Annotated in this window: 23 protein-coding genes; 11 read left to right on the top strand and 12 right to left on the bottom strand. The window is 70.5% G+C overall.

Annotation, left to right across the window (positions count from 1 at the left end; translation table 11 throughout):
- The 6 genes from ACTB72_RS12845 to ACTB72_RS12820 form a co-directional block, all read right to left on the bottom strand.
- On the bottom strand, nucleotides 1–345 hold a 345-nt coding region (locus ACTB72_RS12845), incomplete at its 3' end, for an aminotransferase class III-fold pyridoxal phosphate-dependent enzyme (protein ID WP_463037393.1).
- 3 nt (nucleotides 346–348) lie between these two features.
- Complete coding sequence (locus ACTB72_RS12840; protein WP_463037392.1) at nucleotides 349–1,110, bottom strand: carbon-nitrogen hydrolase family protein; 762 nt, start codon at nucleotides 1,108–1,110, stop codon at nucleotides 349–351.
- Nucleotides 1,107–2,132 carry an extracellular solute-binding protein gene (locus tag ACTB72_RS12835; protein WP_463037391.1) on the bottom strand — a complete coding sequence of 342 codons (1,026 nt, stop codon included), beginning with the start codon at nucleotides 2,130–2,132 and terminating at the stop codon, nucleotides 1,107–1,109. The genes ACTB72_RS12840 and ACTB72_RS12835 overlap by 4 nt, the downstream gene beginning before the upstream one ends.
- Nucleotides 2,133–2,151: 19 nt before the next feature.
- Nucleotides 2,152–2,952, bottom strand: a complete 801-nt coding sequence (locus ACTB72_RS12830; RefSeq protein WP_463037390.1) for an ABC transporter permease — start codon at nucleotides 2,950–2,952, stop codon at nucleotides 2,152–2,154.
- Entirely contained in the window at nucleotides 2,949–3,869 is a 921-nt protein-coding gene (locus ACTB72_RS12825) for an ABC transporter permease (RefSeq protein WP_463037389.1), read from the bottom strand. The genes ACTB72_RS12830 and ACTB72_RS12825 overlap by 4 nt, the downstream gene beginning before the upstream one ends.
- Nucleotides 3,869–4,942, bottom strand: a complete 1,074-nt coding sequence (locus ACTB72_RS12820; protein ID WP_463037388.1) for an ABC transporter ATP-binding protein — start codon at nucleotides 4,940–4,942, stop codon at nucleotides 3,869–3,871. Before ACTB72_RS12820 ends, ACTB72_RS12825 begins: the two co-directional genes overlap by 1 nt.
- Nucleotides 4,943–5,029: 87 nt before the next feature.
- Between ACTB72_RS12820 and ACTB72_RS12815 the strand changes: the two genes are divergently transcribed.
- Nucleotides 5,030–5,821: a helix-turn-helix transcriptional regulator gene (locus ACTB72_RS12815; protein ID WP_463037387.1), complete on the top strand. Its 792-nt coding sequence runs from the start codon at nucleotides 5,030–5,032 to the stop codon at nucleotides 5,819–5,821.
- Between the two features lie 3 nt (nucleotides 5,822–5,824).
- Here the strand turns inward: ACTB72_RS12815 and ACTB72_RS12810 are convergent, their stop codons facing one another.
- Together ACTB72_RS12810 and ACTB72_RS12805 are read right to left on the bottom strand one after the other, a co-directional pair.
- Nucleotides 5,825–7,075, bottom strand: coding sequence for a M28 family metallopeptidase (locus ACTB72_RS12810; protein ID WP_463037386.1), 1,251 nt, complete (start codon nucleotides 7,073–7,075; stop codon nucleotides 5,825–5,827).
- 26 nt (nucleotides 7,076–7,101) lie between these two features.
- Nucleotides 7,102–7,995, bottom strand: coding sequence for a LysR family transcriptional regulator (locus ACTB72_RS12805; RefSeq protein WP_463037385.1), 894 nt, complete (start codon nucleotides 7,993–7,995; stop codon nucleotides 7,102–7,104).
- A 120-nt stretch (nucleotides 7,996–8,115) separates the two neighbouring features.
- Here ACTB72_RS12805 and ACTB72_RS12800 point away from each other — a divergent pair, with 120 nt between their 5' ends.
- From ACTB72_RS12800 to ACTB72_RS12780, 5 genes are all read left to right on the top strand, one after another.
- Nucleotides 8,116–8,889, top strand: a complete 774-nt coding sequence (locus ACTB72_RS12800) for an amino acid ABC transporter ATP-binding protein (protein WP_463037384.1) — start codon at nucleotides 8,116–8,118, stop codon at nucleotides 8,887–8,889.
- 47 nt (nucleotides 8,890–8,936) lie between these two features.
- Nucleotides 8,937–9,755, top strand: coding sequence for a transporter substrate-binding domain-containing protein (locus ACTB72_RS12795; RefSeq protein ID WP_463037383.1), 819 nt, complete (start codon nucleotides 8,937–8,939; stop codon nucleotides 9,753–9,755).
- A 103-nt stretch (nucleotides 9,756–9,858) separates the two neighbouring features.
- Nucleotides 9,859–10,524: an amino acid ABC transporter permease gene (locus tag ACTB72_RS12790; RefSeq protein WP_463037382.1), complete on the top strand. Its 666-nt coding sequence runs from the start codon at nucleotides 9,859–9,861 to the stop codon at nucleotides 10,522–10,524.
- A 39-nt stretch (nucleotides 10,525–10,563) separates the two neighbouring features.
- A complete protein-coding gene (locus tag ACTB72_RS12785; RefSeq protein WP_463037381.1) occupies nucleotides 10,564–11,532 on the top strand; it encodes an arginase family protein in 969 nt (322 codons plus the stop codon).
- A complete protein-coding gene (locus ACTB72_RS12780; RefSeq protein WP_463037380.1) occupies nucleotides 11,529–12,749 on the top strand; it encodes a M20/M25/M40 family metallo-hydrolase in 1,221 nt (406 codons plus the stop codon). The genes ACTB72_RS12785 and ACTB72_RS12780 overlap by 4 nt, the downstream gene beginning before the upstream one ends.
- Before the next feature lie 60 nt (nucleotides 12,750–12,809).
- Here ACTB72_RS12780 and ACTB72_RS12775 read toward each other — a convergent pair whose 3' ends face one another.
- The 3 genes from ACTB72_RS12775 to ACTB72_RS12765 all read right to left on the bottom strand — a co-directional run bounded on the left by ACTB72_RS12775 (nucleotide 12,810) and on the right by ACTB72_RS12765 (nucleotide 14,730).
- Nucleotides 12,810–13,109, bottom strand: coding sequence for a hypothetical protein (locus tag ACTB72_RS12775; protein WP_463037379.1), 300 nt, complete (start codon nucleotides 13,107–13,109; stop codon nucleotides 12,810–12,812).
- Nucleotides 13,085–13,300, bottom strand: coding sequence for a hypothetical protein (locus ACTB72_RS12770; protein WP_463037378.1), 216 nt, complete (start codon nucleotides 13,298–13,300; stop codon nucleotides 13,085–13,087). Before ACTB72_RS12770 ends, ACTB72_RS12775 begins: the two co-directional genes overlap by 25 nt.
- Before the next feature lie 173 nt (nucleotides 13,301–13,473).
- Nucleotides 13,474–14,730, bottom strand: coding sequence for a glycerate kinase type-2 family protein (locus ACTB72_RS12765; protein ID WP_463037377.1), 1,257 nt, complete (start codon nucleotides 14,728–14,730; stop codon nucleotides 13,474–13,476).
- 925 nt (nucleotides 14,731–15,655) lie between these two features.
- On the opposite strand from ACTB72_RS12765, the gene ACTB72_RS12760 reads away from it, so the two are divergent.
- From ACTB72_RS12760 to ACTB72_RS12750, 3 genes are all read left to right on the top strand, one after another.
- Entirely contained in the window at nucleotides 15,656–17,026 is a 1,371-nt protein-coding gene (locus tag ACTB72_RS12760) for an aspartate aminotransferase family protein (RefSeq protein WP_463037376.1), read from the top strand.
- 8 nt (nucleotides 17,027–17,034) lie between these two features.
- Nucleotides 17,035–18,540, top strand: coding sequence for an amidase (locus ACTB72_RS12755; RefSeq protein ID WP_463037375.1), 1,506 nt, complete (start codon nucleotides 17,035–17,037; stop codon nucleotides 18,538–18,540).
- A 111-nt stretch (nucleotides 18,541–18,651) separates the two neighbouring features.
- Nucleotides 18,652–19,101 carry a hypothetical protein gene (locus tag ACTB72_RS12750; RefSeq protein WP_463037374.1) on the top strand — a complete coding sequence of 150 codons (450 nt, stop codon included), beginning with the start codon at nucleotides 18,652–18,654 and terminating at the stop codon, nucleotides 19,099–19,101.
- A 56-nt stretch (nucleotides 19,102–19,157) separates the two neighbouring features.
- On the opposite strand, the gene ACTB72_RS12745 is transcribed toward ACTB72_RS12750, so the two are convergent.
- Nucleotides 19,158–19,922: a Crp/Fnr family transcriptional regulator gene (locus ACTB72_RS12745; RefSeq protein ID WP_463037373.1), complete on the bottom strand. Its 765-nt coding sequence runs from the start codon at nucleotides 19,920–19,922 to the stop codon at nucleotides 19,158–19,160.
- Between the two features lie 126 nt (nucleotides 19,923–20,048).
- Between ACTB72_RS12745 and ACTB72_RS12740 the strand changes: the two genes are divergently transcribed.
- Both ACTB72_RS12740 and groL read left to right on the top strand, forming a co-directional pair.
- A complete protein-coding gene (locus ACTB72_RS12740; RefSeq protein ID WP_463037372.1) occupies nucleotides 20,049–20,285 on the top strand; it encodes a hypothetical protein in 237 nt (78 codons plus the stop codon).
- A gap of 141 nt (nucleotides 20,286–20,426) precedes the next feature.
- Nucleotides 20,427–22,058 carry a chaperonin GroEL gene (gene groL / locus ACTB72_RS12735; protein WP_463037371.1) on the top strand — a complete coding sequence of 544 codons (1,632 nt, stop codon included), beginning with the start codon at nucleotides 20,427–20,429 and terminating at the stop codon, nucleotides 22,056–22,058.
- Nucleotides 22,059–22,090 lie beyond the last annotated feature (32 nt).

The raw sequence follows: 22,090 nt of genomic DNA, 5'->3' as shown, positions 1-22,090 counted from the left end.
CTTGTTCAGCGACCCGGGCGCGAGCGACGCGAGCTTCGCCGCCAGCGCCGCCGCGGTGGGGTGGGTGAAGTTGTAGAAGGTCGAGTAGAAGTCGAGCGTCTGCAGCTGGGTGGTGATCGCCTCGATGATCTCGCGCCGGCCGTGGCCGACATTCACGCACCACAGGCCCCCGATGCCGTCGATCAGCCGGTTGCCCTCGCTGTCGGTGACATAGGCGCCTTGCGCCCCCACGATGACGGTGCGGGCGCCGTCCTGCTTCAGCGCATCGAGATCCGCCCAGCACTGCACCAGATGGGTGTCGGCGGTGAGCACGCCGTCGGTGGTGGTGTCGAGATCGAGGGACATGGGTCAGACCTTCCGGAAGTCGGCGCGTTGGGTGGAGCGCGGGTTGAGCGCGACGGGCAGCGCGATCTCGGCGATCAGCAGCGCCGGGCCGGCGCCGGCCGCGGCGATGACTTCGGCGTCGGGGCCCGCGATCAGCGAGTGGCCGCCATAGTCGAGGCCGCGCTCGGTCCCGCAATAGTTGGCGTAGGCGATGGTCAGATCCATCTCGGCGGCGCGGGCCGGCACGAAGGCGGTGGAGACATGCTCGAACCCCTTCGGATTGGCGGTGGGGACGAGGATGAGCGTGACCCCCTCCGCCGCCAGCGCCGCGACATGGGGGGCGAATTCGACATCGTAGCAGATCAGCAGCGCGGTTTTCACGCCGTCGAGGTCGAAGACGCAGTAGTCCGACCCGGGCGCGAAGCTCGCCTTCTCCATCGGGCCGAAGAGCTGGATCTTGCGGTAGCGGGCGAGCCGCGCGCCATCCGGCCCGAAGGCCGCGGCGGCGTTGTAGACCGCGTCGCCGTCACGTTCGGCGAAGCCCAGCGTGATCCCGCAGCGGGCCTCGCGCGCGATCCCGGCGACACGGGCGAGCCATGTCCCGTCCGCGGGCTGTGCGAGCGGCCCGTGCAGATCCGGCCGGTTGTAGCCGGGCAGGAACAGCTCCGGAAACACGATCATCCGCGCCCCGGCCAGGGCCGCGGCGCGGGTGTCGGCATCGAGGCGGGCGAACGCCGCCTCGATGTCGCCGCCGATGGGCGGACCCTGATGAAGCGCGATCCTCACTTCTTCAGGTTGGTCCAGATCGCGTCATACATGACCTGCACGTCCTCGGGGCAGGCCTGCACGAAGACGCCCTTCACCCCCTCGGGCGGGTTGCTTTCGGGCGAATTGGCGATCTCGGGCGTCAGGAACGGCTCCACGCCCTTCACGCCCGAGGTATAGGCCGCGTAGTTGGTCACGGCGGCGGCGTTCTCCGGCTCCAGCAGGAAGTTCATGAATTTCAGCGCGTTGTCGCGGTTGGGCGCGTCCTTCAGCAGGACCACGTTGTCCATCCAGAGGATCATGCCCTCCTTGGGGAAGACGTATTCGATGGTCGCCCCCTCGGCCCGGGCCTTCGCCGAAAAGCCCGACCAGATCATCCCGGCCGCGGCGTCGCCCGACACCAGCACGTCCTTCGCCACGTCCGACCCGAACGACGCCCAGGCGGGTTTGGCCCCCTGCACCAGGGCGTTGAGCGCCTTGAGCTGCTCGCGGTCCGAGCTGCATTGCGGGATCCCGGCGTAGAGCGAGGCGAGCGTCAGCGTCTCGCCCGACGTATCCAGCACGTTGATCTTGCCCTTCAGCGCCTCGGGCGGATCGAAGATCAGGCCCAGGCTGTCCATCGGGCCGTCATAGACCGTGGTGTTCACCGAAAACGACGTCGAGCCCCACTGGTAGGGGATCGAGGACTTGCGGCCCGGGTCGAAATCGACGTCCACCCACTGGTCCTGGATATTGCCGAAGTTCGGCAGCTCCTCGGGCGTGAAGGTGTCGAGCATCCCCTCGTTGGCCATGATCTTGACCATGTAGTCGCCCGGCACCGCTACGTCGTATTGCCCGAGACGACCGGCCTTCAGCGAGGCGAGCAGGGCCTCGTTGCTGTCATAGGTGTCCATGGTGACGGCGACGTCGTATTCCGCGGCGAACTTGTCGAGCACTTCCTGGGGGATGTATTCGAACCAGTGGTAGATCTTCAGCTCGCCCGCGGCCTGCGCGGTCCCGGCAAGGCACAGCGCCAGCGCGGTGGAGGTCAGAAAGCTCTTCATGATCTTGTCTCCGAGTTGCTCATTTTTTCGCTTGCCCCGCCCGCCCGATCAGCCAGGAGAGCGTGACGAGGACCACCGAGACGCCCAGAAGCAGCGTCGAGATGGCCATGATATTGGGTTTGATCCCCTGCTTGACCGATCCGAAGATCGCGGTCGGCAAGGTCTCGATCCCCGCGCCCTTGACGAAGTTGGTGATCAGGAAGTCGTCGAGCGAGATGATGAAGGCGAGCAGGAAGCCCGACAGGATCCCCGGCGTCATCAGCGGCATCAGGATCATGCGGAAGGCGTCCCAGCGCGTGGCGTAGAGGTCCATCGCCGCCTCCTCATAGCTGTCGGGGACCGACTGCATCCGCGCCGAAATCGGCAGGTAGGCGAAGGGGATGCAGAACACCACATGGGCGACGAAGATGGTCATCAGCCCGGTGGTGAAGCCGATGGTGATGAAGAAGATCAGCGAGGCGACGGCCGTCACGATCTCGGGCACCATCAGCGGCAGGTTGATCAGCGCGAGGCTCGCGGTCTTGCCGCGAAAACGCCCGGCCCGGTTCATCGCCACCGCCGCCGCCGTGGCGATGATCGTGGCGCAGGTGGCGGCCCCCAGCGCGATGACGAAGGAGTTGATCGCCGCGTCGCGGAATTTCGGCGCCTCCGGCCCGCTGAACACGTCCACATACCACTTGAGCGAAAACCCGCCCCAGCGGGTGATCGAAGTCGAGGCGTTGAAGCTGTAGACCGCGACGATGACCAGCGGCGCGTAAAGCACGAAGAGGCAGAGCCAGGTGACGGCCCGAAACCCGGCGAACCGGCGGAGGTCGATCATCGCCGGTCCCCCCTGGTCTGGGCGCGGGCATGGACCAGCAGGATGGCCATGACGATGCTCAACAGGATCATCGCCGCCGCCGCCCCGAACGGCCAGTTGCCGGCGGCGCCCTTGAACTGCTCCTCGATCAACGAGCCGATCATGAAGGTCTTGGCCCCGCCCAGCAGGTCCGGGGCGAGGAACGCGCCGAGCGAGGGCACGAAGACCAGAATGCACCCCGCCACGATCCCCGGCTTCACCACCGGCAGGATGATCAGGCGCAGGGTGGTCCAGCTGTCGGCGTAAAGATCCGCCGCCGCCTCCGACAGGGCGAAGTCGTAGCGCTCCACCGCCGCGTAGATCGGCAGCACCATGAACGGCAGGTAGGAATAGAACAGCCCGAGCAGCACCGCGAAATTGGTGTTGATCAGCGAAATCGGCTCGGAGATCGCGCCGGTCCACAGCAGGAACTCGTTCAGCGGGCCGTTGTCGCGGATCAGGAACTTCATCGACACGGTGCGGATCAGCAGGTTCACCCAATAGGGGATGGTGATCAGGAAGAGCCACGCCGAGCGCTGAGCCGGCGGCCGGGTCGCGATGAACCAGGCGGTCGGAAAGCCGATCAGCAGGCACAGCAGCGTCGCCGCCCCCGCCTGCCAGATCGAGCGCCAGAAGATGCCGATATAGGTCCACTCGATCTGCGGGGCCTCGTCGCCGAAAAGCCCGCGGTCGAGGAAGAACTGGTCGTAGGCGTCGAGCGTGAAGTCCCAGATGACGCCGCCGCGGAACTCCTTGGTCAGCACCGAATAGACCGCCATCAGCAGCATCGGCAGCACCAGGAACACGCCGATCACCAGCCAGGTCGGCGCCATCAGCCGCGGCCCGTCGCCCCGGTAGATCTCGGACTTCGAAACGCCGCCCGGCGCGCCGCCGGCCATCAGTCGGCGAGCAGGCGCGCGGCGCCCGCTTCCACCAGCAGCCCCAGCGCCGCGCCCGGCTCGGGGATCGAGGCGGCCTCGGCGTTCTGGATGCGCACCACCAGGCCCGCGCCGTCGGCGAGCCGCGTGTGCAGCTGGATGTCGGTGCCGAGGTAAACGTGGCTCTGAACCACCGCCTGCAGGGCGCCCTCGCCGCGCGGCGCAGGCGTCATGCGCTCGGGCCGGACCGAGAGATGGCCTTTGCCGGTCCGCGCGCCTTCCGCCGCCGGGCAGCGCAGGGCGCCGCCGCCGGGCAGGGCGACCTCGGCCCAGCCATTCGCGACCGAGGCCACCTCGACGTCGATCAGATTGGTCTCGCCGATGAAATCCGCGACGAAGCGGCTGACCGGCGCCTCGTAGACCTCGCGCGGCGTGCCGATCTGCTGCACCCGTCCGTCCGACATCACGGCGATGCGGTCGGACAGGGTCAGCGCCTCCTCCTGGTCATGGGTGACGAAGACGAAGGCGATGCCGGTCTCGCGCTGGATCTGCTTCAGCTCGACCCGCACCGCCTGACGCAGCTTGAGGTCGAGCGCCGACAGCGGCTCGTCCAGCAGCAGCACTTTCGGTTGCGGGGCCAGCGCGCGGGCCAGCGCCACCCGCTGCTGCTGGCCGCCCGACAATTGCCCCGGCCGGCGCGAGGCGAAATCGCCCAGCCGCACCAGCTTCAGCACCTGGCGCGCCCGCGCCTCGGTATCCGTCCGCGACCAGCCGCTGCGGGCGAGGCCGAAGCCGACATTCTGCAGCACGGTCATGTGGGGGAAGAGCGCATATTGCTGGAACACCGTATTCACCGGCCGCTTGTGCGGCGGCAGGCGGGCGATGTCCTCGCCATGCAGGCGGATGGCGCCCTGCGACACCTGCTCGAAGCCCGCGATGCAGCGCAGCAATGTGGTCTTGCCGCAGCCCGAGGGGCCGAGCAGGGTGAAGAACTCCCCCTCGCGGATCGCCATCGACACGCCATGCAGCGCGGTGACCGCGCCGTAGCGCTTGACGACCCGTTCCACATCGACCGCGACGTTCATCTGGCTCATTGGCTCCCCTTCGGGCATACCCCCGGATTGACCGGATCTATGCTAGGGACGCGGCGTTCGGGGGGTATATACCTCCAAGGGGGTATGATGCGCACATTGCCGAACTACACCGAAGAGCATCTGGGCCAGGCGATCGGCGCGCTGGGGACCGAAGGCTTCGGTCCCGCGCTCTACGCCTGGTTGCGGCGCTGCTTCGAGATCGACAACACCACCATGCTGGCCTATTTTCAGACCCGCCGGCCGGAGGTGCTGTTCTGTCAGGCGCAGGTCCCTGCAGTGCATGAAAAAATCTGGAGCGACTACATCCACGGCGCCTATCTGCTCGATCCGTTCCACGAACTGCATGTGGCCCGCGCGCGCGAAGGGCTCTACCGGCTGCGCGACTTCGCCCCCGATCACTTTCAGCGCAACGAATACTTCGCGAGCTACTATCGCCGCACCACCTTGATCGACGAGATCGCCTATGTCGCCTATCCGGCCGACGGGGTCTCGGTGCAGATCTGCCTCGGGCGGGACTCAAGCTCGGGCCGGGCCTATTCGGCGCGCGATCTGGAAGTGGCCCAGAGGTTGAGCGCCATCGCCTGCCAGCTGGTCGCCAAGCAATGGTCGGGGCTGTCGTCCAGCGGCGACTACACCGACGCCGCCCTGGTTCGGCGCGTGCGCGCGCGGCTGGCGGAGCGTCACGGCATCGGCCTCAGTCAGCGGCAATCGGAAGTGGCGCTGCTGATCCTGCGCGGCCACAGCTCGATGTCGATCGGGCTGCGGCTGGAGATCAGCGCCCAGACGGTCAAGGTGTTCCGAAAGCAGCTCTACCGCAAATGCGCGATCTCCTCGCAGGCGGAGCTGTTTTCGCTGCTGATGCCGTTGCTGTCGGACTGAGGGTCAGTCCGCCGGACCCATCCCGGCGCGCCAGGATGCGGCCTCTGCGTCGTCGGCGTCGAGGGCGGCGCGGGTGATCGCCTCGGCGAGGTCGGCGGCGCGGGTAAGGGCCGCGTCCGACACCAGATCCCGCCGGTCTTGCGGGGTCAGCACCAGGCGGGCGGCCGCGTCATGCTCGCCGAACCCCGCCACCAGCCGGAAGCCGGGGATCCCCATGCGGGCGAAATTGGCGTGGTCGGAATTGGACTGGAACGGGCGGTGCAGGCGCAGCGTCTCGCCGCGGGTCTCGGCCGCCCGCAAAAGCATCGGCTCGATCCCTGCCGCCCCGCAGGTCAGCGCCGCGAGCCCCGCGCCCCCGACCGGCGAGTCGATATTGACGCAAAGCGCGATCCTCGCCCGCTCCGCCGCCGTCAGTCCTTCCAGATGCAGGGCCGAGCCGGTCAGCGCCCATTCCTCGGCGTTGAAGAAGGCTAGCCGCAGCCCGCGGCGCCATCCGCCCGCCGGCCGGTCGGCCGCGATGCGCCGCGCGACCTCCAATGCCACGGCGAGGCCGGCGGCGTTGTCGATGGCGCTTTCGCCGAGGTCATGGCCGTCGATATGGGCGCAGAGGACGACGGTGTCCGGCCCCGCCCCGGGCAGGTCGAAGAACAGGTTGTCGGCGGTCGCCTCGAATTCCTCGGCCGCGAGCCGCATCCGCGCGACAGGCCGCCCGGCGGAGGTGCGGGCGAAACCGGCGGCGGTTTCGGGCGAGATGCCGAAAGCGGGGATGCCGGGTTCGTCGCCACGACCCGAGGATCCCGCGACCATGCCCCCCGCGGCGGGCCCGGCGATGAGAAAGCCGACCGCCCCGGCCTTCACCGCGGCGGCGTATTTGATCCGGCGGTGAATGGTGCCGGGGTTGAACATCAGCTCATGGCGCACGAGCGCGATGCGGCCGGGGATCTCGGCCGCGTGGGCCTCGAAGGCCTCCGGTTCGCCGCGGCCGAGGTCGATCACTTCGGCCTCGACCTCTCCGGACGCGCTGCGCACCAGCGGATGGGCGGCAGCGGGGCCGGCGGCGCCGGAGAGCGCGCAATCGAGCGGTCGCCAGCCGCGATAGGCGAAGGGCTCGACCCGGACGGCCGCCCCGGTCGCCTCGGCCCCGAGGTGGTGAAGCAGCGCCGTCGCCGCCCGCTCCGACGGCGTGCCGCAGAGCCGGCCGCCGCAGTCGCAGATCGCCGCGAAGGCGCGGGTCATGAAGGTGTCGTCGGTCATCTCGGGGTCTCCGGGCGCGGGGGGCATCAGGCGGAAGGGGGGCTAAGGCGGGTCTCGAGCAGCGCCATCAGCTCCTCGGCCAGCGGCGTGGGCGAGGCGGAGGCGCGGCGGAACACGCCGATCTCGTAGCGCAGGGCGGGGCGGAAGGGGCGGATCTCGAGGCCGATGGACGCGAAGGTGCGCGCCGACCAGGCGTCGACCACCGCCACCCCGGCCCCGGCCGCGACCAGCCCGCAGATCGCGGCGAAGAACTCGCTTTCGATCACCGGATCGTAGCCGAGCCCGTCCTCCAGGAACAATTCCCGCACCCGGTGCCCGATGAAGCGGCGGTCGGACATGCCGACGATGGGGTGTTCGGCGAAATCCGCCGGCCCCAGCGCGGGCAGCGCGGCGAGGGGGTGGCCGGTCGGCACGATGGCCACGCAATCGGCGGCGTGGCGGCGCATCTCCACCCCCTGCACATGGATCGGCCATTCGGCGACGGCGAGATCCACGGCCCCCGCCTCGAACGCCGCGGCGACCTCCTCCGAGGAGCGGTTGATCATCGAGATCCGCGCGTCGGGCCGCCGACGCCGCAGCTCCGCCACCACTTCGGGCAGCAGGGAGATCGAGGCGGAGGGGTGGCTTGCGACCACGATCCGCTCGGTCTCGCCGGAGCGGATATCGCGGGCGGATTGCTCGAGCCGCTCCAGCGCGCCGAGGGCTGTGCGGATCTCCTCATAGAACCGCCGGCCGCGGAAGGTGATCGAAAGCCGCCCGCCCTGACGTTCGAACAGCTCGAACTTGGTCTGGACCTCGAGCCTTGCGATCTGGGCGCTGACCGCCGGCTGGGTGACGCCGAGCTGCTTCGCGGCGGCGGTGACCGAACCGGCCTCGACCACGGCGCGGAACGCTTCCAGCAAGCGGGGATCGAAAGCCATTCCAATTCCTTATGCCCATAAACGCATGCGATCAGTTATAATTTTTATCCTTGATCGCGCAATCCAGTCAAGGCATAACGAATTTTAATGATGAAGGAATCACCAGCAGGAATGACGCGGATGCCTTTTGACCAGCCAGATGCGACGCCCCTGATCGAAACGAAGGCGCTGACCAAGCGCTTCGGCGCCAACACGGTGCTGCGCGACGTGTCGATGGGCGTGGCCAGCGGCGAGGTGGTTTGCATCATCGGCCCGTCCGGCTCGGGCAAGACCACGCTCCTGCGCAGCATGGCGTTGCTCGAAGCGCCGTCCGGCGGCCAGGTGCTGATGGACGGCGTGCCGATCGCCGACGGCGAGAACGGTCGCGCCGTGCGCAAGGCCGCCCGCGCCGTGCGCTCCGACATCGGCATGGTGTTCCAGCACTTCAATCTGTGGCCGCACATGTCGGTGCTCGGCAACGTGATCGAGGCGCCGATGCGCGTCCGCGGGACCCCGCGCGATCAGGCGGTGGCGGAGGCCGAGGCGCTGCTCGACAAGGTCGGCCTCGCCGACAAGCGCGACGCCTCGCCGGGTCGCCTGTCCGGCGGCCAGCAGCAGCGCGTCGCCATCGCCCGGGCGCTGGCGATGAAGCCCCGGCTGATGCTGTTCGACGAGGCGACCTCGGCGCTCGACCCCGAGCTGAAGGCCGAAGTGCTCGCCGTCATGCGCCAGCTGGCGGAGGAGGGCATGACCATGCTCGCCGTCACCCATGAGATGAACTTCGCCCGGCGCGCCTGCACCCGCGTGGTGTTCATGGACGCCGGCGAGATCGTGGAGGAGGGCGCCCCCGTCGCCTTCTTCGACGCGCCCACGACCGAGCGCGCGCAGCGTTTCCTCGCCCGCCTCGAAGACTGACCCGTTTCGCGCCCCCCCCTCCCGACAGACCGCACCGGAGACGACAGATGCAGACCTTCAAGCCCCTCGCCAAAGCCGCGCTCGCGGCCCTGATCGCCGCGACCGGCTCCGCCGCCGTCCCGGCCCCGGCCTCCGCCCAGCAGCAGGACAGCCGGCTCTACCGCATCACGTCCTCCGGCAAGCTGCGGGTCTGCCAGTATCCGAACTATTACGCGATCTCGTTCCGCAACCCGGCGACCGGAGAGATCGAGGGCATCGACGCGGACCTGTCCAAGGAGCTGGCGATGGAGCTCGGCGTCGAACTGGAGATCGTGGAAAGCGCCTTCGGCACCTTCATCGCCGACCTTCAGGCCGACAAATGCGAGATCGGCATGTTCGGCGTCGGCGCCACGCTGAAGCGCGCGCAGGCGGTGGCGTTCTCGGATCCCTACCTGATCTCGTCGATCTACGCGGTGGTGAAGAAGGACGGGAAGGTCAAATCCTGGGCCGACATCGACCAGGACGGCGTGCGCGTGGTCGTCACGCTCGGCTCCTATATCGAGCCGTTCATGCGCGACTACCTCAAGAAGGCCGAGCTGATCACCGTCGCCCCCCCGGCGTCGCGTGAGGGCGAGGTGATCGCCGGGCGCGCCGACGTGCTGATGACCGATTACCCGACCTCGGTGAAGCTCGGCACCACCTTCGAGTGGTCCCAGACCATCGAGCCCGACGGCGAGCTGCGCCCGACCCCCTACGCCTATGTGGTCCCGCAGGGCGACCAGATCTGGCTCAACTACGTCAACCTCTTCGTCGAGACCATCAAGCTCGACGGCCGGCTGAAGAAGTTCGCCGAGAAGAACGCGCTCGGCCCCATCGTCGCCCCCTGATCGCGGCCTGAACCTGACCGCCTGACCTCGACCCGCCGCCGCCGCGCATTTTGCGCGGCGGCGGCGGGCACGCTCCCCCCGACCGGCCACGGAGGCCCGCCAGATGGGCGACTACAGATTCCGGTGGGACGTCATCCCCGCCAATTTCGACTTCCTGATGAGCGGGTTGCAGCAGACGCTGCTGATCTCGGTGATCACGCTGGCGCTGGCGCTGCTGGGCGGGCTGGTGATCGCGCTGCTGGACCTGTCGCGCTGGCGCGCGCTGCGTATCATCGGGCTCAGCGTCGGCGAGATCATCCGCAACACCCCGATCCTGGTGCAGCTGCTCTGGGTCTATTACGTCATGCCGATCACGCTCGGCATCAACCTGAACGCCTGGACCGCGCTGGTGATCGGCCTGTCGCTCTACGCCTCGGCCTTCATCGCGGAGGTCTATCGGTCCGGCATCCAGTCGGTGCCGCTGGGCCAGCGGGAGGCGGCGCAGGTGCTGGGTCTGTCGTCCTCGCAGACCTTCCTGCGCATCACGCTGCCCCAGGCGGTGAAGATGACCCTGCCGGCGCTGGCGGCGAACTTCGTGCAGCTGATCAAATATTCGTCGCTGGGATCCGTCATCTCGGTCGGCGAGATCACCCGGCGCGGGATGGAGCTGTCGTCCTCGATGTTCCGCCCGCTGGAGATCTTCACCTTCATCGCCGTGGTCTATTTCATGATCTGCTGGCCGCTCGCCATGGCCATCCGGGTCTGGGAGCGTCGTCTCTCCCGCCGCTGACCGCCCCTGACGCCCCTCCCTTTCGACCGGATGCCCCCCATGTCCCTCGCCGAGCTTCCCGACGCGGCCCTGCTGCGCGGCCCGCAAACCTTCATGTCCGCGCCGTTCTCCACGGACGCCTCGGGCGCGCAGGCCGCCATCCTGGGCTGCCCCTTCGACTGCGGGATCCACGCCTTCCGCGTCGGCTCCCGGCAGGGGCCGGAGGCGATCCGCGCGCAGTCGGCCCTCGTGCGCCGCTATGACAGCGAGCGGGCCGACCATGACGTGATCGCCGAGATGGGGGTGATCGACGCCGGCGACGTGATCTGCACGCCCGCCCGGATCGAGGAGAGTTTCGCCGCCATCGAGGAGGCGGTCTTCCGCCTCGCCCGTCAGGGGACGGCCCCGGTGGGGTTCGGGGGCGACGGGTCGATTTCGCTGCCGCTGCTGCGCGGCGTCAGCCGGGTGCATCCGGGCATCGCGGTGCTGCATGTCGACAGCCATACCGACGCCTATCCGGTGAACCCCGACCATCCCATCGACCCCTCCACCCAGTTCACCCATGCGGCTTTGGAGCAGCGGACGTCGCCCAGCCTGTCCTGGCATCTGGGCCTGCGTGGGACCACGATCTGCTCGGGCGCCCACGACCACGCCCGGGCGCTCGGCTACAACACCCTGACGCTCGCCGAGTTTTTGCAACGCGGACAGGCGGATGTGATCGACGAGCTGAAGGCGCGCATCGGCGACCGCCCCGTCTATCTGAGCTGGGACATGGACGTCTTCGACCCCTCCTGCGCGCCCGGCGTCTGCACCCCGGTCTGGGGGGGGCTGTCGGCGCGGGAGGGGTTCGCGCTGATCCGCGGGCTCTGGGGCCTCAACATCGTGGCCGCGGACGTCAACACCGTCAGTCCGCCGCATGACATCAACGGCATGACCGCCTTCCTCGCCGCCGCCACCACGTTCGAGATCCTCATGGCGATCCGCGAGGCGCGGCGCGTCCACGGCGCGCCGCTGGACCCGCGGACATGAGCGGCTTTCTGCCCCGCATGAAGGCCCGCGCCGGGGCGATGGCCGAGGCCACCCAGGCGCTGGTGCGGATCGACAGCCAGACCCCGCCCTCCGCCACCGCCCCCATGGCGCGCGCCTGCGCCGCGATGATCGAGGGCCTGCCGGGCGCCGAAATCACCTTCCACGAAAGCGTCGCGCCCGTCACCAACCTCGTCGCGGTGATCCGCGGCGCCCGGCCCGGACGGCGGCTGGTGCTCAACGGCCATCTCGACACCTATCCCGTAGGCGACCGCGCCGGCTGGTCCTTCGATCCGCTCGGCGGGGAGATCGCGGGCGGGATGCTCTACGGCCGCGGTTCGGCCGACATGAAGGGCGGGCTCGTCGCGATGATCGAGGCCGCCCGCGCCGTGACCGCGACCCCCTTCGCCGGCGAGATCGTGCTCGCCTTCGGCGGCGACGAGGAGCGGATGGGGGAGCTCGGGACCCAGGCGATGATCGACGATCTGCCGGCGGTGCGCGGCGACGGCGTGATCGTGGCCGACGCGGGCGGCGCCTCGGCGGTGCGGATCGGCGAGAAGGGCATGCTCTGGCTGGAGATTTCGGCGACGGGCCGCGCCGCCCATGGCGCCCATGTCCATGCCGGCGACAACGCCGCCGACCGGCTGCTCGACGGGCTGCGGGCGCTGCGCGGGCTCGAGGCGATGCCTGTGCACGAGTCGCGGGACGTGGCGCGCGCGCTCGACGCCGCCGCCTCGGTCCCCGGCGCCGACGGGGCGGAGGCGCGGCGGACCATGCGCCGCCTGACGGTCAATCTGGGGCGGATCGAGGCCGGGGTCTCGGCCAACCTGGTGCCCGCGACGGCCCGCGCCGCCTGCGACGTGCGGATCCCGGTGGGGCTGAGCTGCGAGGCGGTCGAGGCCGAGGCCCGCCGCCTGCTCGCACCCTTCGCCCTGCGGCTGGAGATCGTGCGCCGCTACGAGCCGACCTGGACCCCGGCCGCGAGCCCGATCGCCGCGGCGTGCCTCGCAGGGGCCTGGGCGGAGCTGGGGACCTCCTGGCTCGACGGGCGGATCGGCGGGTCGGATGCGCGGCTGTGGCGGCGCGCGGGGTTCGAGACGGTGGCGATGGGGCTGACACCCCGCAATCTGGGCGCCCCGGACGAGGCGCTGGCGGTCGACGAGCTGCCGGCCCTCGCCGCCGCCCTCGCCGCCTCCGCCGCGGCGTTCCTGCGCGACTGAGCGCGCGCCGGCGCGTTCGCGACGCCGGGCGCCCTCCGCGTCGCCCGGCGCGCCGCCGGCTCAGCGCAGCGTCATCGTCTCCGGGAACAGGATCAGCAGCACCGCGGCGACCACCGCGATCCGCCCGAAACCCGCGGCCGACACCCAGTCCGCGAACCCGCGCGCGAGGCCTGAAAGGGTCGGGATGCTCGACAGGATCTCCGCGCCCATGATCCGCAGGAAGATCGAACCGGCGACCACCAGCGTCTCCATCCCCGCCTCGATGATGGCGCGGGGCGCGGCCCGGAACAGCAGGGCGGCGATCAGCAGCAGGGGCCCGAAGGCGCCGGCTCCGGTCACGGTCGGCAGGCCGGAATACATGCCCCCAGCACCACCCCGATCAGCGCCGGCGGCGGCCAGACCCGGCCCAGGGCCCGCCAGCGCATCGGCCATTCGGTTCGGTCCTCGGGATCCGCGGCCCGGCCCGCGGCGTGCGGAATGACCATCGCGAACAGCGCCATCGCCAGGCCGCACACCGCCGAGATCGTCAGCCCCGGCCCCACGCCGGCCATCAGCTGCGGCCCGCCATGACAAAGGGGCCGTCTGTCCGCAGACGGGCCTTTCGCGCCCGGGGGCGGGAGGACCTCGGCCCTTCTCCACCGTCCCGGTTCGATGATCCGGCGAATCATCGCCACGGCCGGGGCGCATGGGCGCGTCGCGCGGCTCCCTCGACCGGTTCCCCCCGTCAGGGAATGAGGATGGCGCGGAAATCGTTGACGTTGGTCAGGGTTGGGCCGGTGATGACCAGATCGCCCAGCGCCTCGAAGGCCGAGAACGCGTCGTTGGCGTCGAGCTTGGCGCGCAGCGCGAGGCCCATCGTCGCGGCCCGGGCGCGGGTGTCGGGCCCGATCACCGCGCCGGCGTTGGCCTCCACACCGTCGATGCCGTCGGTGTCGGCGGCGAGCGCGTGGATGGCGCCGCCGGCGAGATCCTCGCCGAGCGCAAGGGCCAGCGCCAGCAGGAACTCGGCGTTGCGCCCGCCGCGCCCGTCGCCGCGCACCGTCACCGTGGTCTCGCCGCCCGAGAGCAGCACGCAGGGCCGCGCGACCGGCTGGCCGTGGCGCAGCACCTGGCGGGCGATGCCGGCGAGGACGGTGGCGACCTCGCGGGCCTCGCCCTCGATGGCGTCGCCGAGGATCAGAGGCGTGATCCCTGCGGCGCGGGCGGCGGCGGCGGCGGCCTCCAGCGCCATCTGCGGCGTGGCGAGCAGGCGGAAATCCTGCGGCGCCAGGGCGGGGGCGGGGTTGGCGGCCATCGCTTCGGCCAGATGCGGCGGCAGGGGGACGCCGCGGTGCGCGAGGATTTCGGCCGGGGTCTCGCCGTCGGGCAGCGGCACGGTGGGGCCGGAGCCGATCACCGAGGCCGCATCGCCCGGCACGTCCGAAATCGCCCAGGTCACGCAGGTCGCGCCGCGGGCCGAGGCGACGGCGCCGAGCCGCCCGCCCTTCACCGCCGACAGCGCCTGGCGCACACGGTTCATCTCGTCGATCGGCGCGCCGGAGCGCAGCAGCGCGCGCCCGATGGCCTGCTTGTCGGCGAGCGTCACCCCTTCCGCCGGGGCGGCCAGCAGGGCCGAGGCGCCGCCGGAGATCAGGAACACCACCAGGTCGTCGGGCCCGGCCTCGGCGGCGCGCGCGAGGATGCGCCGCGCGGCGGTTTCGCCGGCGGCGTCGGGGACGGGGTGGGCGGCTTCGGCGACCTCGATGCCGCGGGTGGGGGCGCCATGGCCCCGGCGGGTGACGACGAGGCCCTCGGGCAGGCGGCCGGCATGAGCCTCCCACGCGTCCTCGAAGGCGGCGGCCATGCGGGCGGCGGCCTTGCCGGCGCCGAGGGCCAGGGTGCGGCCCCGCGGCGGGGCGGGGAGGGGGGCGAAGCGTCCCTCGGGCCCGGCGGCGTCGAGGGCGGCGCGGAACAGGGTGTCGAGCAGGGCGCGCGGATCCATGGAGCCTCCGGTCTCGGGGAGCGCACTGTCGCGTCGCGGGGCGGCGGGCGCAAGGCGGAGACGGCGTGCAGGCGCCGCGTCGAGGTCCGCCCAGGCCGCGCCGTCCCGCCCGCGGCGCGCGGAACCGGGGGCGCGGGCGTCGAGGGGCGCGTCCGGAGACGCGAGCCGCAGAGACGGGGACGGTCGGGCGATGCGAAGCCCAGCGGCGGGAGGGCCGCCCGCCCGTCCCTCGCGCGCCGTCCGCCCTGATCGGCGCCCGGATGCGGACCTGCCGAGCCGCGCGGGATCCTGCGGCGCGGTCGCGACGAACGGGAGGTTGCGGCGCACGCGCGGCGCGGGGGACGTCTCGGCGACGTCCGCGCGCGTCTTGAGCGCGGCGGCGATGGAGTCGCGACGATCCGTGGCCGGCGCTCCCATCCCCGGGATTGTCCACGCAACACGGCGCTCCGCATCCTCCGGGCCTCCGAACTCGGCGGGAGCGTGTGGCGGAACACCCCACCGATCACGGCGGGTCGGGCGATTCCCCGCGCATCCCGGGCCCTGAGCGGTTGCAGCATTGCAGATCCCGGCGCATCTTGCCGAACGGCATTGATATGGACAAGCTGCAAGGCAAGGAGCTTCGGGCCATGCGCCGGCGGGTGCGGATGATCTGTCAGGACCTCGACGCGGCCCGGATCCGCCGCCGTCGCCGACGGCGCGCCGGGACCCGGCGCGCATCGACGAAAGGCAGCTTATCCGCACAGGCCGCCTTATCGAGGCTATCATCGGACGGGAGCGTGAGGTTCGCGCCGCCTGATCCGACTCGCGCCGCCCTTCGTCGGGCCGCAAGACGCCGACCGCTCGGGCGCCGCAACCCGCCGCGCCGCCCGGGCCCCTCCCTCGCCGACCGCGGCCGACCGCGGGCCAATCAGACCAGGAACACAGAATGACCGCCAACTCCCCCGCCCCGAACTCCCCCGAAGCGCGTGACATCGCCTATCAGATGCATCCGATGGTCGATCAGCGCCGCTACCAGGAAACCGGGGGCCTGCTGATCGAGCGGGGCGAGGGCGTCTACGTCTTCGACAACACCGGCAAGCGCTATATCGAGGGGCTGGCCGGGCTGTGGTCGGTTGCCGTCGGCTTCGGCGAGGAAAGCCTCGCCCAGGTCGCCTACGACCAGATGCGCAAGCTGCCCTACTACCACACCTTCGCCTACAAGACCCACGGCCCCTCCATCGACCTGGCCGAGAAGCTGGTGGAGATGACGCCCGCGCATCTGACCCGCGTGCACTTCACCTCCTCGGGGTCGGAGGCCAACGACCTCGTCATCAAGATGATCTGGTATCGCTCCAACGCGCTGGGCAAGCCCGAGAAGAAGAAGATCATCGGCCGGGTGAAGGGCTATCACGGCGTGACCATCGCCGCGGGCTCGGTCACCGGGCTCGCCCCCAACCACAAGAGCTTCGACCTGCCGCTCGACCGCATGATCCACACGCTGACGCCGGATTACTGGCGCGACGGGCAGGAGGGCGAGAGCGAGCGGGATTACTCCAAGCGGCTGGCGAAGGCCCTGGAGGACCTGATCCTCGCCGAAGGCCCCGAGACCATCGCCGCCATGTTCGGCGAGCCGGTGATGGGCGCCGGCGGCGTGATCGTCCCGCCCGAAGGCTACTGGGACGAGATCCAGGCCGTGCTGAAGAAATACGACATCCTGCTGGTCGCCGACGAGGTGATCTGCGGCTTCGGGCGCACCGGCAAGATGTTCGCCTGCGAGACCTACGGGATCCGCCCGGACGTGATGGTGCTGTCCAAGCAGATCAGCTCCTCCTACATCCCGCTGTCGGCGATCATGATCTCGGACCATTTCTACGAGCCCATCGCCGACGAGAGCCATCGGCTCGGCGTCTTCGGCCATGGCTACACCGCCTCGGGGCATCCGGTGGCGACCGCCGTCGGGCTCGCCAACATCAAGATCATCGAGGACCGGGATCTGGTCGGCAACGCCGCGCGCCTGTCGCCGCAGTTCCTCGCCCGCCTGACCGAGCTCGGCAAGCATCCGCTGGCCGCGACCTCGCGCGGGGTGGGCCTGATCGGCGCGCTGGAGATCACGCCCTGGGAGGTTCCGGGCGCCGCCCAGCGGGTCGCCGAGGTGCTGATGGACGAAGGCGTGATCGCACGCGGCATCGGCGACGCGGTCTGCTTCTGCCCGCCGCTGATCATCACCGCCGAGCAGATCGACGCGATGTTCGACGCCGTGGGCCGGGCGCTTGACCGGGTCGCGGCCGAACGCTCGACGGCCCAGGCGGCGGAGTGATCGCGGGCATGTCCGCGACCCAGCTGGGCGAGATGACGGCGGCCGAGCTCGGCCGCCGTTACGCCACGGGCGAGATCTCGCCGGTGGAGGTCATGCGCGACGCGCTCGCCCGCGCCGAGCGCGTCGACCCCGAGCTCAACGCCTTCGCCCATCTCGCGCCGGAGGCGGCGCTGGCCGACGCCCGCGCCTCCGAAGCCCGCTGGCGGGCAGGGGAGGCGCGCGGCCCGCTCGACGGCGCGCCGACCACGATCAAGGAGCTGACGCCGGTCAGGGGCATGCCGGTCCGGCCCGGCTCGGTGCTGGGCGATCCGGCGCCCGCGACGGCGGATCTGGAGATCGTGACCCGCCTGCGCGAAGCGGGCGTGGCGATCCTCGGGCTCACCACCTCGCCTGAACTCGGCTGGAAGGGCGTGACCCATTCGCCGGTCGGGGGCGTCACCCGCAACCCGTGGGACCCCGCGAAGGCGTCCGGCGGATCGTCGGGCGGGGCCGGAGTCTGCGCGGCGCTCAATATCGGCGTGCTGCATGAGGGCTCGGACGCGGCGGGTTCGATCCGCATTCCGGCCGCCTGGTGCGGGACCTTCGGGATCAAGCCGACCTATGGCTGGATCCCGGCGGATCCGGCCACCAACCTCTTCGAACTGGCCCATCGCGGCCCGCTGAGCCGGACGGTGGAGGACGCGGGCCTGTTCCTAGATGCGGTCGCGGGCCCCTCGACCCTGCAACGCTACGGCTGGTGCCCGTCGCCGGTCCCCGGTTTCGCCGAGATCGCGCGACGTGGGCCGGAGGCCGTGAAAGGTCTGCGCATCGGCTACGCCCGTACGCTGGACGGCGCGAAGGTCGACCCGCAGGTGGCCGCCCTGGTCGAGCGGGCGGCCGAGCGGATGGCGGCGCTGGGCGCCATCGTGGAAGAGGCCGATCCGGGTCTCGCCTGCCCGCAGGCGGCGTTGCTGGTGCTGTGGCGCGCATCGCAGGCCGCGACGGTCGGCGGCTACGCGCCCTCGCCCGCGCAGAGGGCGCGGATGGATCCGGGCCTGTTGGCGCAGGTGGAGATGGGCAAGGCGCTGAGCGCGGTCGACTTCATCCGGGCCGATCAGGTGCGCGCCGATCTGCGGGTCGCGATGGAGCGGTTTTTCACGCGCCACGACGCGCTGATGCTGCCGACCATGCCGACCACCGCCATCGAGGCCGGCGTGGATTTCCCCCCCGACAGCGGCATGACCGACTGGACCGACTGGTCGCCCTTCACCTACCCGTTCAACATGACCGAACAGCCGGCCGCGTCGGTGAACTGCGGCTTCGACGATGCGGGGATGCCGGTGGGTCTGCAATTCGTCGGCCCGCGGTTTCGAGACGACGTGGTGCTGACGCTCGCCGCCGCCTACCAGGCCGCCCATCCGGAGGCCTCCGCGCCTCCGCTCTCAGCGCCGTCGCCGCGCGGCGCGCCCGGAGGACCGGCGCCCTGCGCGGCGGATCCCGCAGGCCCGAGATCCGTGCGCCGGGCGGGAGGCTGATCCGCATCAGTCCGGCGCCGGGCCGTCCGGGATAGGCTGCTTTTCAGCGACGCATGGCGGCATCGCCCGACGGGCGAGGCGGAGCGTCATGCGGACAAGCAGGAGCGCGTCATGGCGAAAGCCTCGGTTCTCAACCCGATGGGGAACGATCTGGATCCGTTCCTTCAGGCCTCGGTCGGCGACGATGCGAACGGGCAGCCGGTGACGGTGCTCTCGACCCTCGCGCGGCTCGGCGTCGATCCGTGGGAGGAAGGCAACGCCTTGACCGCGCTGTCGGCCGAAGCCGCCCGCGTCCGCTTCGCGGCGCTGCTGGCGAAGATCCGCGACGTGCCCGCGCTCGCCGCCCAGATCGACCAGGTCGCGCGTCGCCTGACCCTGCTGCTGCCCGACCGGCCGCAGACCCGCAGCCCGTCCCTGGCCGGCCGGACCAAGCCCAAGTCCGGCCCCGAATCCGCGTCCTGGTCCGACTTCGCGATGAGCGCGGGCTGGCGGGCCTTCCTGATCCTGATCGTCGTGATCGTCGCGGCCCAGGTGTTCGTGCTGGGCATGCCGGACTTCTGAGGCGGTCCCGGTGGCGGTCCCGGCTCGGCCCGAACCGCGTCCCACGGGGCCTCCCCTCACTTCAGCAGAGGGCCCTCGTTGCGCAGATAGGCCGCGTCGAACTCCGCCAGCGCGCAAAGCCGCTCGTAGTCGTGGAACCGCACCCGCCCGTCGCGGAAGGTGGCGAGCCCGTCCTCGCGCAGCTTGCGCAGCACCCGGTTGACATGCACCGCGCTCAGGCCGAGCGCATCGGCGAGGTGATACTGGGTCAGCGGGCAGTCGAAGCCGGTGCGGTCGCCCATGCCGACCATCTCGAGCCGCATGCCGAGCTCGAGCAGGAAATGCGCCATCCGGTCGACGGCGCTGCGCCGGCCGAGGTCGACCAGATGCTCGACCACCATCGCCTCGTCGCGCGACGCGGCCCACAGCACCGCCGCCGCCAGCCGCGGCGTGGACGCGAAGGCGCCGAGCAGGTCGTCGGCCAGCACTTCGGACACCTGGATGTCCACGATCGGCTCGATGGTATGGTCGGAGGTGTGCAGCAGAACGCTGCGCAGCCCGAGGAAATCGCCGGGGATCTGGAAGTCGATGATCTGCCGGCCGCCGTCCGGCAGGTTCTTGGACGAGCAGACCCAGCCGGAGATCAGGATATAGGCGGCCTGTTCCGTCTGCCCCTGATAGACCAGGTCCCGCCCGGCCACGAAGGTGCGGCGACGCTGATGCAGGCCCGCGAGCACCATGTGCTCCGCCTCCGACAAGGCGACGAAGGCGGACAGCTTTCGCGAGAACGGGCTGTCGACGATATGTTCCAAGACGCTCCCCGCGACACGGCGACTGACCATCGGCAAAAAAACAACGCCGGCACTGCTTTGGATCAGTCCGGCGGGCGGGGTTTCCGGCAAACATGCGGCGTTCGCGCAGCGCGCCCCCTGCGCCGGCCTCGCGACGCCGAAGGAGTTCTTCCGAGGATGCAAGATCGCATCGACCCCGCTGGCATGGCGGCGCTCTCGCTTTGCGAGTCCCTTCTGCTCGCCATCAACGACAAAAAGCTGATGACGGAAAGCGAAATCATGGGTGTGATCGAAGACGCCGCCGCCACCCATGACAATGCCGACGGCCCCGCCTCGGCGCATCTGGCGAACAAGGCCGCCGCCGCCCTCCTCCGGACCATCGTCATCCGCGACGATCCCAACCGCAGGCGCTGAGCCGGCGGTGGGCCCCGTTCGGTCCGCCTGCGGCGCCGCCTGACGGCGGGGATCCCGTATGCTCCCGACCGGGCCCTGCGCCCGGCCCGACGCGCGGCGCCTCGCCTCCACCCCCGATTTCACTCCCAGGAGCACCCCCACATGTCCGCCAAAGACGTCAAATTCGGCTCCGACGCGCGCGACCGCATGCTGTCCGGCATCGCCACCCTCGCCGGCGCCGTCTCGATCACCCTCGGGCCCAAGGGCCGCAACGTCGTGCTCGACAAATCCTGGGGCGCACCGCGCATCACCAAGGACGGCGTGGCGGTGGCCAAGGAGATCGAGCTTTCCGACAAGTTCGCCAACATGGGCGCGCTGTTGGTCCGCGAGGTCGCCTCGCGCACCAATGACGAGGCCGGCGACGGCACCACCACCGCCACCGTGCTCGCCTACGCCATCGTGCACGAGGGGCTGAAGTCGGTCGCCGCCGGCATGAACCCGATGGATCTCAAGCGCGGCATCGACAAGGCGGTGGTCACCGTCGTCGCCGAGCTCAAGGCGATGTCCCGCCCCGTCGGCGGCACCGAGCAGATCGCGCGCATCGGCGCCATCTCCGCCAATGGCGAGACCGAGATCGGCCAGCAGATCGCCGACGCCATGGCCCGCGTCGGGCCCGAGGGCGTCATCACCGTCGAGGAGAACAAGGGCCTCGTCACCGAGACCGAGGTGGTCGAGGGCATGCAGTTCGATCGCGGCTACCTCTCCCCCTACTTCATCACCAATGTCGGCAAGATGACCGTCGAGCTCGACGATTGCGTGGTGCTGCTGCACGAGAAGAAGCTGTCGTCGCTGGCCCCGCTGGTGCCACTGCTGGAGGCCGTGATCGACAGCGGCAAGCAGCTGCTGGTCATCGCCGAGGATATCGAGGGCGAGGCGCTCGCCACGCTCGTCATCAACAAGCTGCGCGGCGGCCTGAAGGTCGCGGCCGTCAAGGCGCCGGGCTTCGGCGACCGCCGCAAGGCGATGCTGCAGGATCTGTCGATCCTGACCGGCGGCGAGGTGATCTCGGCCGATCTCGGCGGCAAGCTGGAGAAGGTGACGCTGGAGATGCTGGGGAACGCCCGGAAGGTGCGCATCACCCGCGAGGACACCACGATCATCGACGGCGCCGGCGACAAGGACGCCATCGCGTCGCGCGTCGCCCAGCTGCGCGCGCAGATCGAGGAGACGACCTCGGATTACGAGAAGGAGCAGCTGCAGGAGCGGGTGGCCCGGCTTGCCGGCGGCGTCGCCATCATCCGCGTCGGCGGCTCGACCGAAACCGAGGTCAAGGAGCGCAAGGACCGCGTCGACGACGCGCTGCACGCCACCCGCGCCGCGGTGGAGGAGGGCGTGGTGCCCGGCGGCGGGGCCGCGCTGATCCATGCCGGCAAGGCGCTGGCGTCGCTGAAGGGCGACAACCGCGACCAGGACGCCGGGATCCGCATCGTGCGCCGCGCCATCCAGGCTCCGATGCGCCGGATCGCGGAGAATGCCGGGCTCGACGGCTCGGTGGTCGCGGCCAAGGTGATCGACAACGCCAGCGCCGCCTACGGCTTCGACGCGCAGAGCGAAACCTATGTCGACATGCTGGAAGCCGGCATCATCGACCCGGCCAAGGTGGTGCGGATCGCGCTGGAATCCGCCGGCTCCGTCGCCGGTCTGCTGATCACCACCGAGGCGATGATCGCCGACAAGTCGGACCAGAACCTCGGCGAGATCAACGATCCGCGCGGCGCCGGCGACATGTACTGAGCGAAACGGGGGCCGGGCGCGGCGCGGGGAGA

It is taken from the genome of Albimonas sp., assembly GCF_055129145.1.
Note: the sequence above shows the minus strand (reverse complement) of the source record. Positions and strands in the feature narration are given on the sequence as shown.

Bases quoted from the DNA above. Each gene is read 5' to 3' on its own strand.
- ACTB72_RS12835 (WP_463037391.1), bottom strand. From the start codon at position 2,132: ATGAAGAGCTTTCTGACCTCCACCGCGCTGGCGCTGTGCCTTGCCGGG.
- ACTB72_RS12830 (WP_463037390.1), bottom strand. From the start codon at position 2,952: ATGATCGACCTCCGCCGGTTCGCCGGGTTTCGGGCCGTCACCTGGCTC.
- ACTB72_RS12825 (WP_463037389.1), bottom strand. From the start codon at position 3,869: ATGGCCGGCGGCGCGCCGGGCGGCGTTTCGAAGTCCGAGATCTACCGG.
- ACTB72_RS12820 (WP_463037388.1), bottom strand. From the start codon at position 4,942: ATGAGCCAGATGAACGTCGCGGTCGATGTGGAACGGGTCGTCAAGCGC.
- ACTB72_RS12815 (WP_463037387.1), top strand. From the start codon at position 5,030: ATGCGCACATTGCCGAACTACACCGAAGAGCATCTGGGCCAGGCGATC.
- ACTB72_RS12810 (WP_463037386.1), bottom strand. From the start codon at position 7,075: ATGACCGACGACACCTTCATGACCCGCGCCTTCGCGGCGATCTGCGAC.
- ACTB72_RS12805 (WP_463037385.1), bottom strand. From the start codon at position 7,995: ATGGCTTTCGATCCCCGCTTGCTGGAAGCGTTCCGCGCCGTGGTCGAG.
- ACTB72_RS12800 (WP_463037384.1), top strand. From the start codon at position 8,116: ATGCCTTTTGACCAGCCAGATGCGACGCCCCTGATCGAAACGAAGGCG.
- ACTB72_RS12795 (WP_463037383.1), top strand. From the start codon at position 8,937: ATGCAGACCTTCAAGCCCCTCGCCAAAGCCGCGCTCGCGGCCCTGATC.
- ACTB72_RS12790 (WP_463037382.1), top strand. From the start codon at position 9,859: ATGGGCGACTACAGATTCCGGTGGGACGTCATCCCCGCCAATTTCGAC.
- ACTB72_RS12785 (WP_463037381.1), top strand. From the start codon at position 10,564: ATGTCCCTCGCCGAGCTTCCCGACGCGGCCCTGCTGCGCGGCCCGCAA.
- ACTB72_RS12780 (WP_463037380.1), top strand. From the start codon at position 11,529: ATGAGCGGCTTTCTGCCCCGCATGAAGGCCCGCGCCGGGGCGATGGCC.
- ACTB72_RS12775 (WP_463037379.1), bottom strand. From the start codon at position 13,109: ATGTATTCCGGCCTGCCGACCGTGACCGGAGCCGGCGCCTTCGGGCCC.
- ACTB72_RS12770 (WP_463037378.1), bottom strand. From the start codon at position 13,300: ATGGCCGGCGTGGGGCCGGGGCTGACGATCTCGGCGGTGTGCGGCCTG.
- ACTB72_RS12765 (WP_463037377.1), bottom strand. From the start codon at position 14,730: ATGGATCCGCGCGCCCTGCTCGACACCCTGTTCCGCGCCGCCCTCGAC.
- ACTB72_RS12760 (WP_463037376.1), top strand. From the start codon at position 15,656: ATGACCGCCAACTCCCCCGCCCCGAACTCCCCCGAAGCGCGTGACATC.
- ACTB72_RS12755 (WP_463037375.1), top strand. From the start codon at position 17,035: ATGTCCGCGACCCAGCTGGGCGAGATGACGGCGGCCGAGCTCGGCCGC.
- ACTB72_RS12750 (WP_463037374.1), top strand. From the start codon at position 18,652: ATGGCGAAAGCCTCGGTTCTCAACCCGATGGGGAACGATCTGGATCCG.
- ACTB72_RS12745 (WP_463037373.1), bottom strand. From the start codon at position 19,922: ATGGTCAGTCGCCGTGTCGCGGGGAGCGTCTTGGAACATATCGTCGAC.
- ACTB72_RS12740 (WP_463037372.1), top strand. From the start codon at position 20,049: ATGCAAGATCGCATCGACCCCGCTGGCATGGCGGCGCTCTCGCTTTGC.
- groL (WP_463037371.1), top strand. From the start codon at position 20,427: ATGTCCGCCAAAGACGTCAAATTCGGCTCCGACGCGCGCGACCGCATG.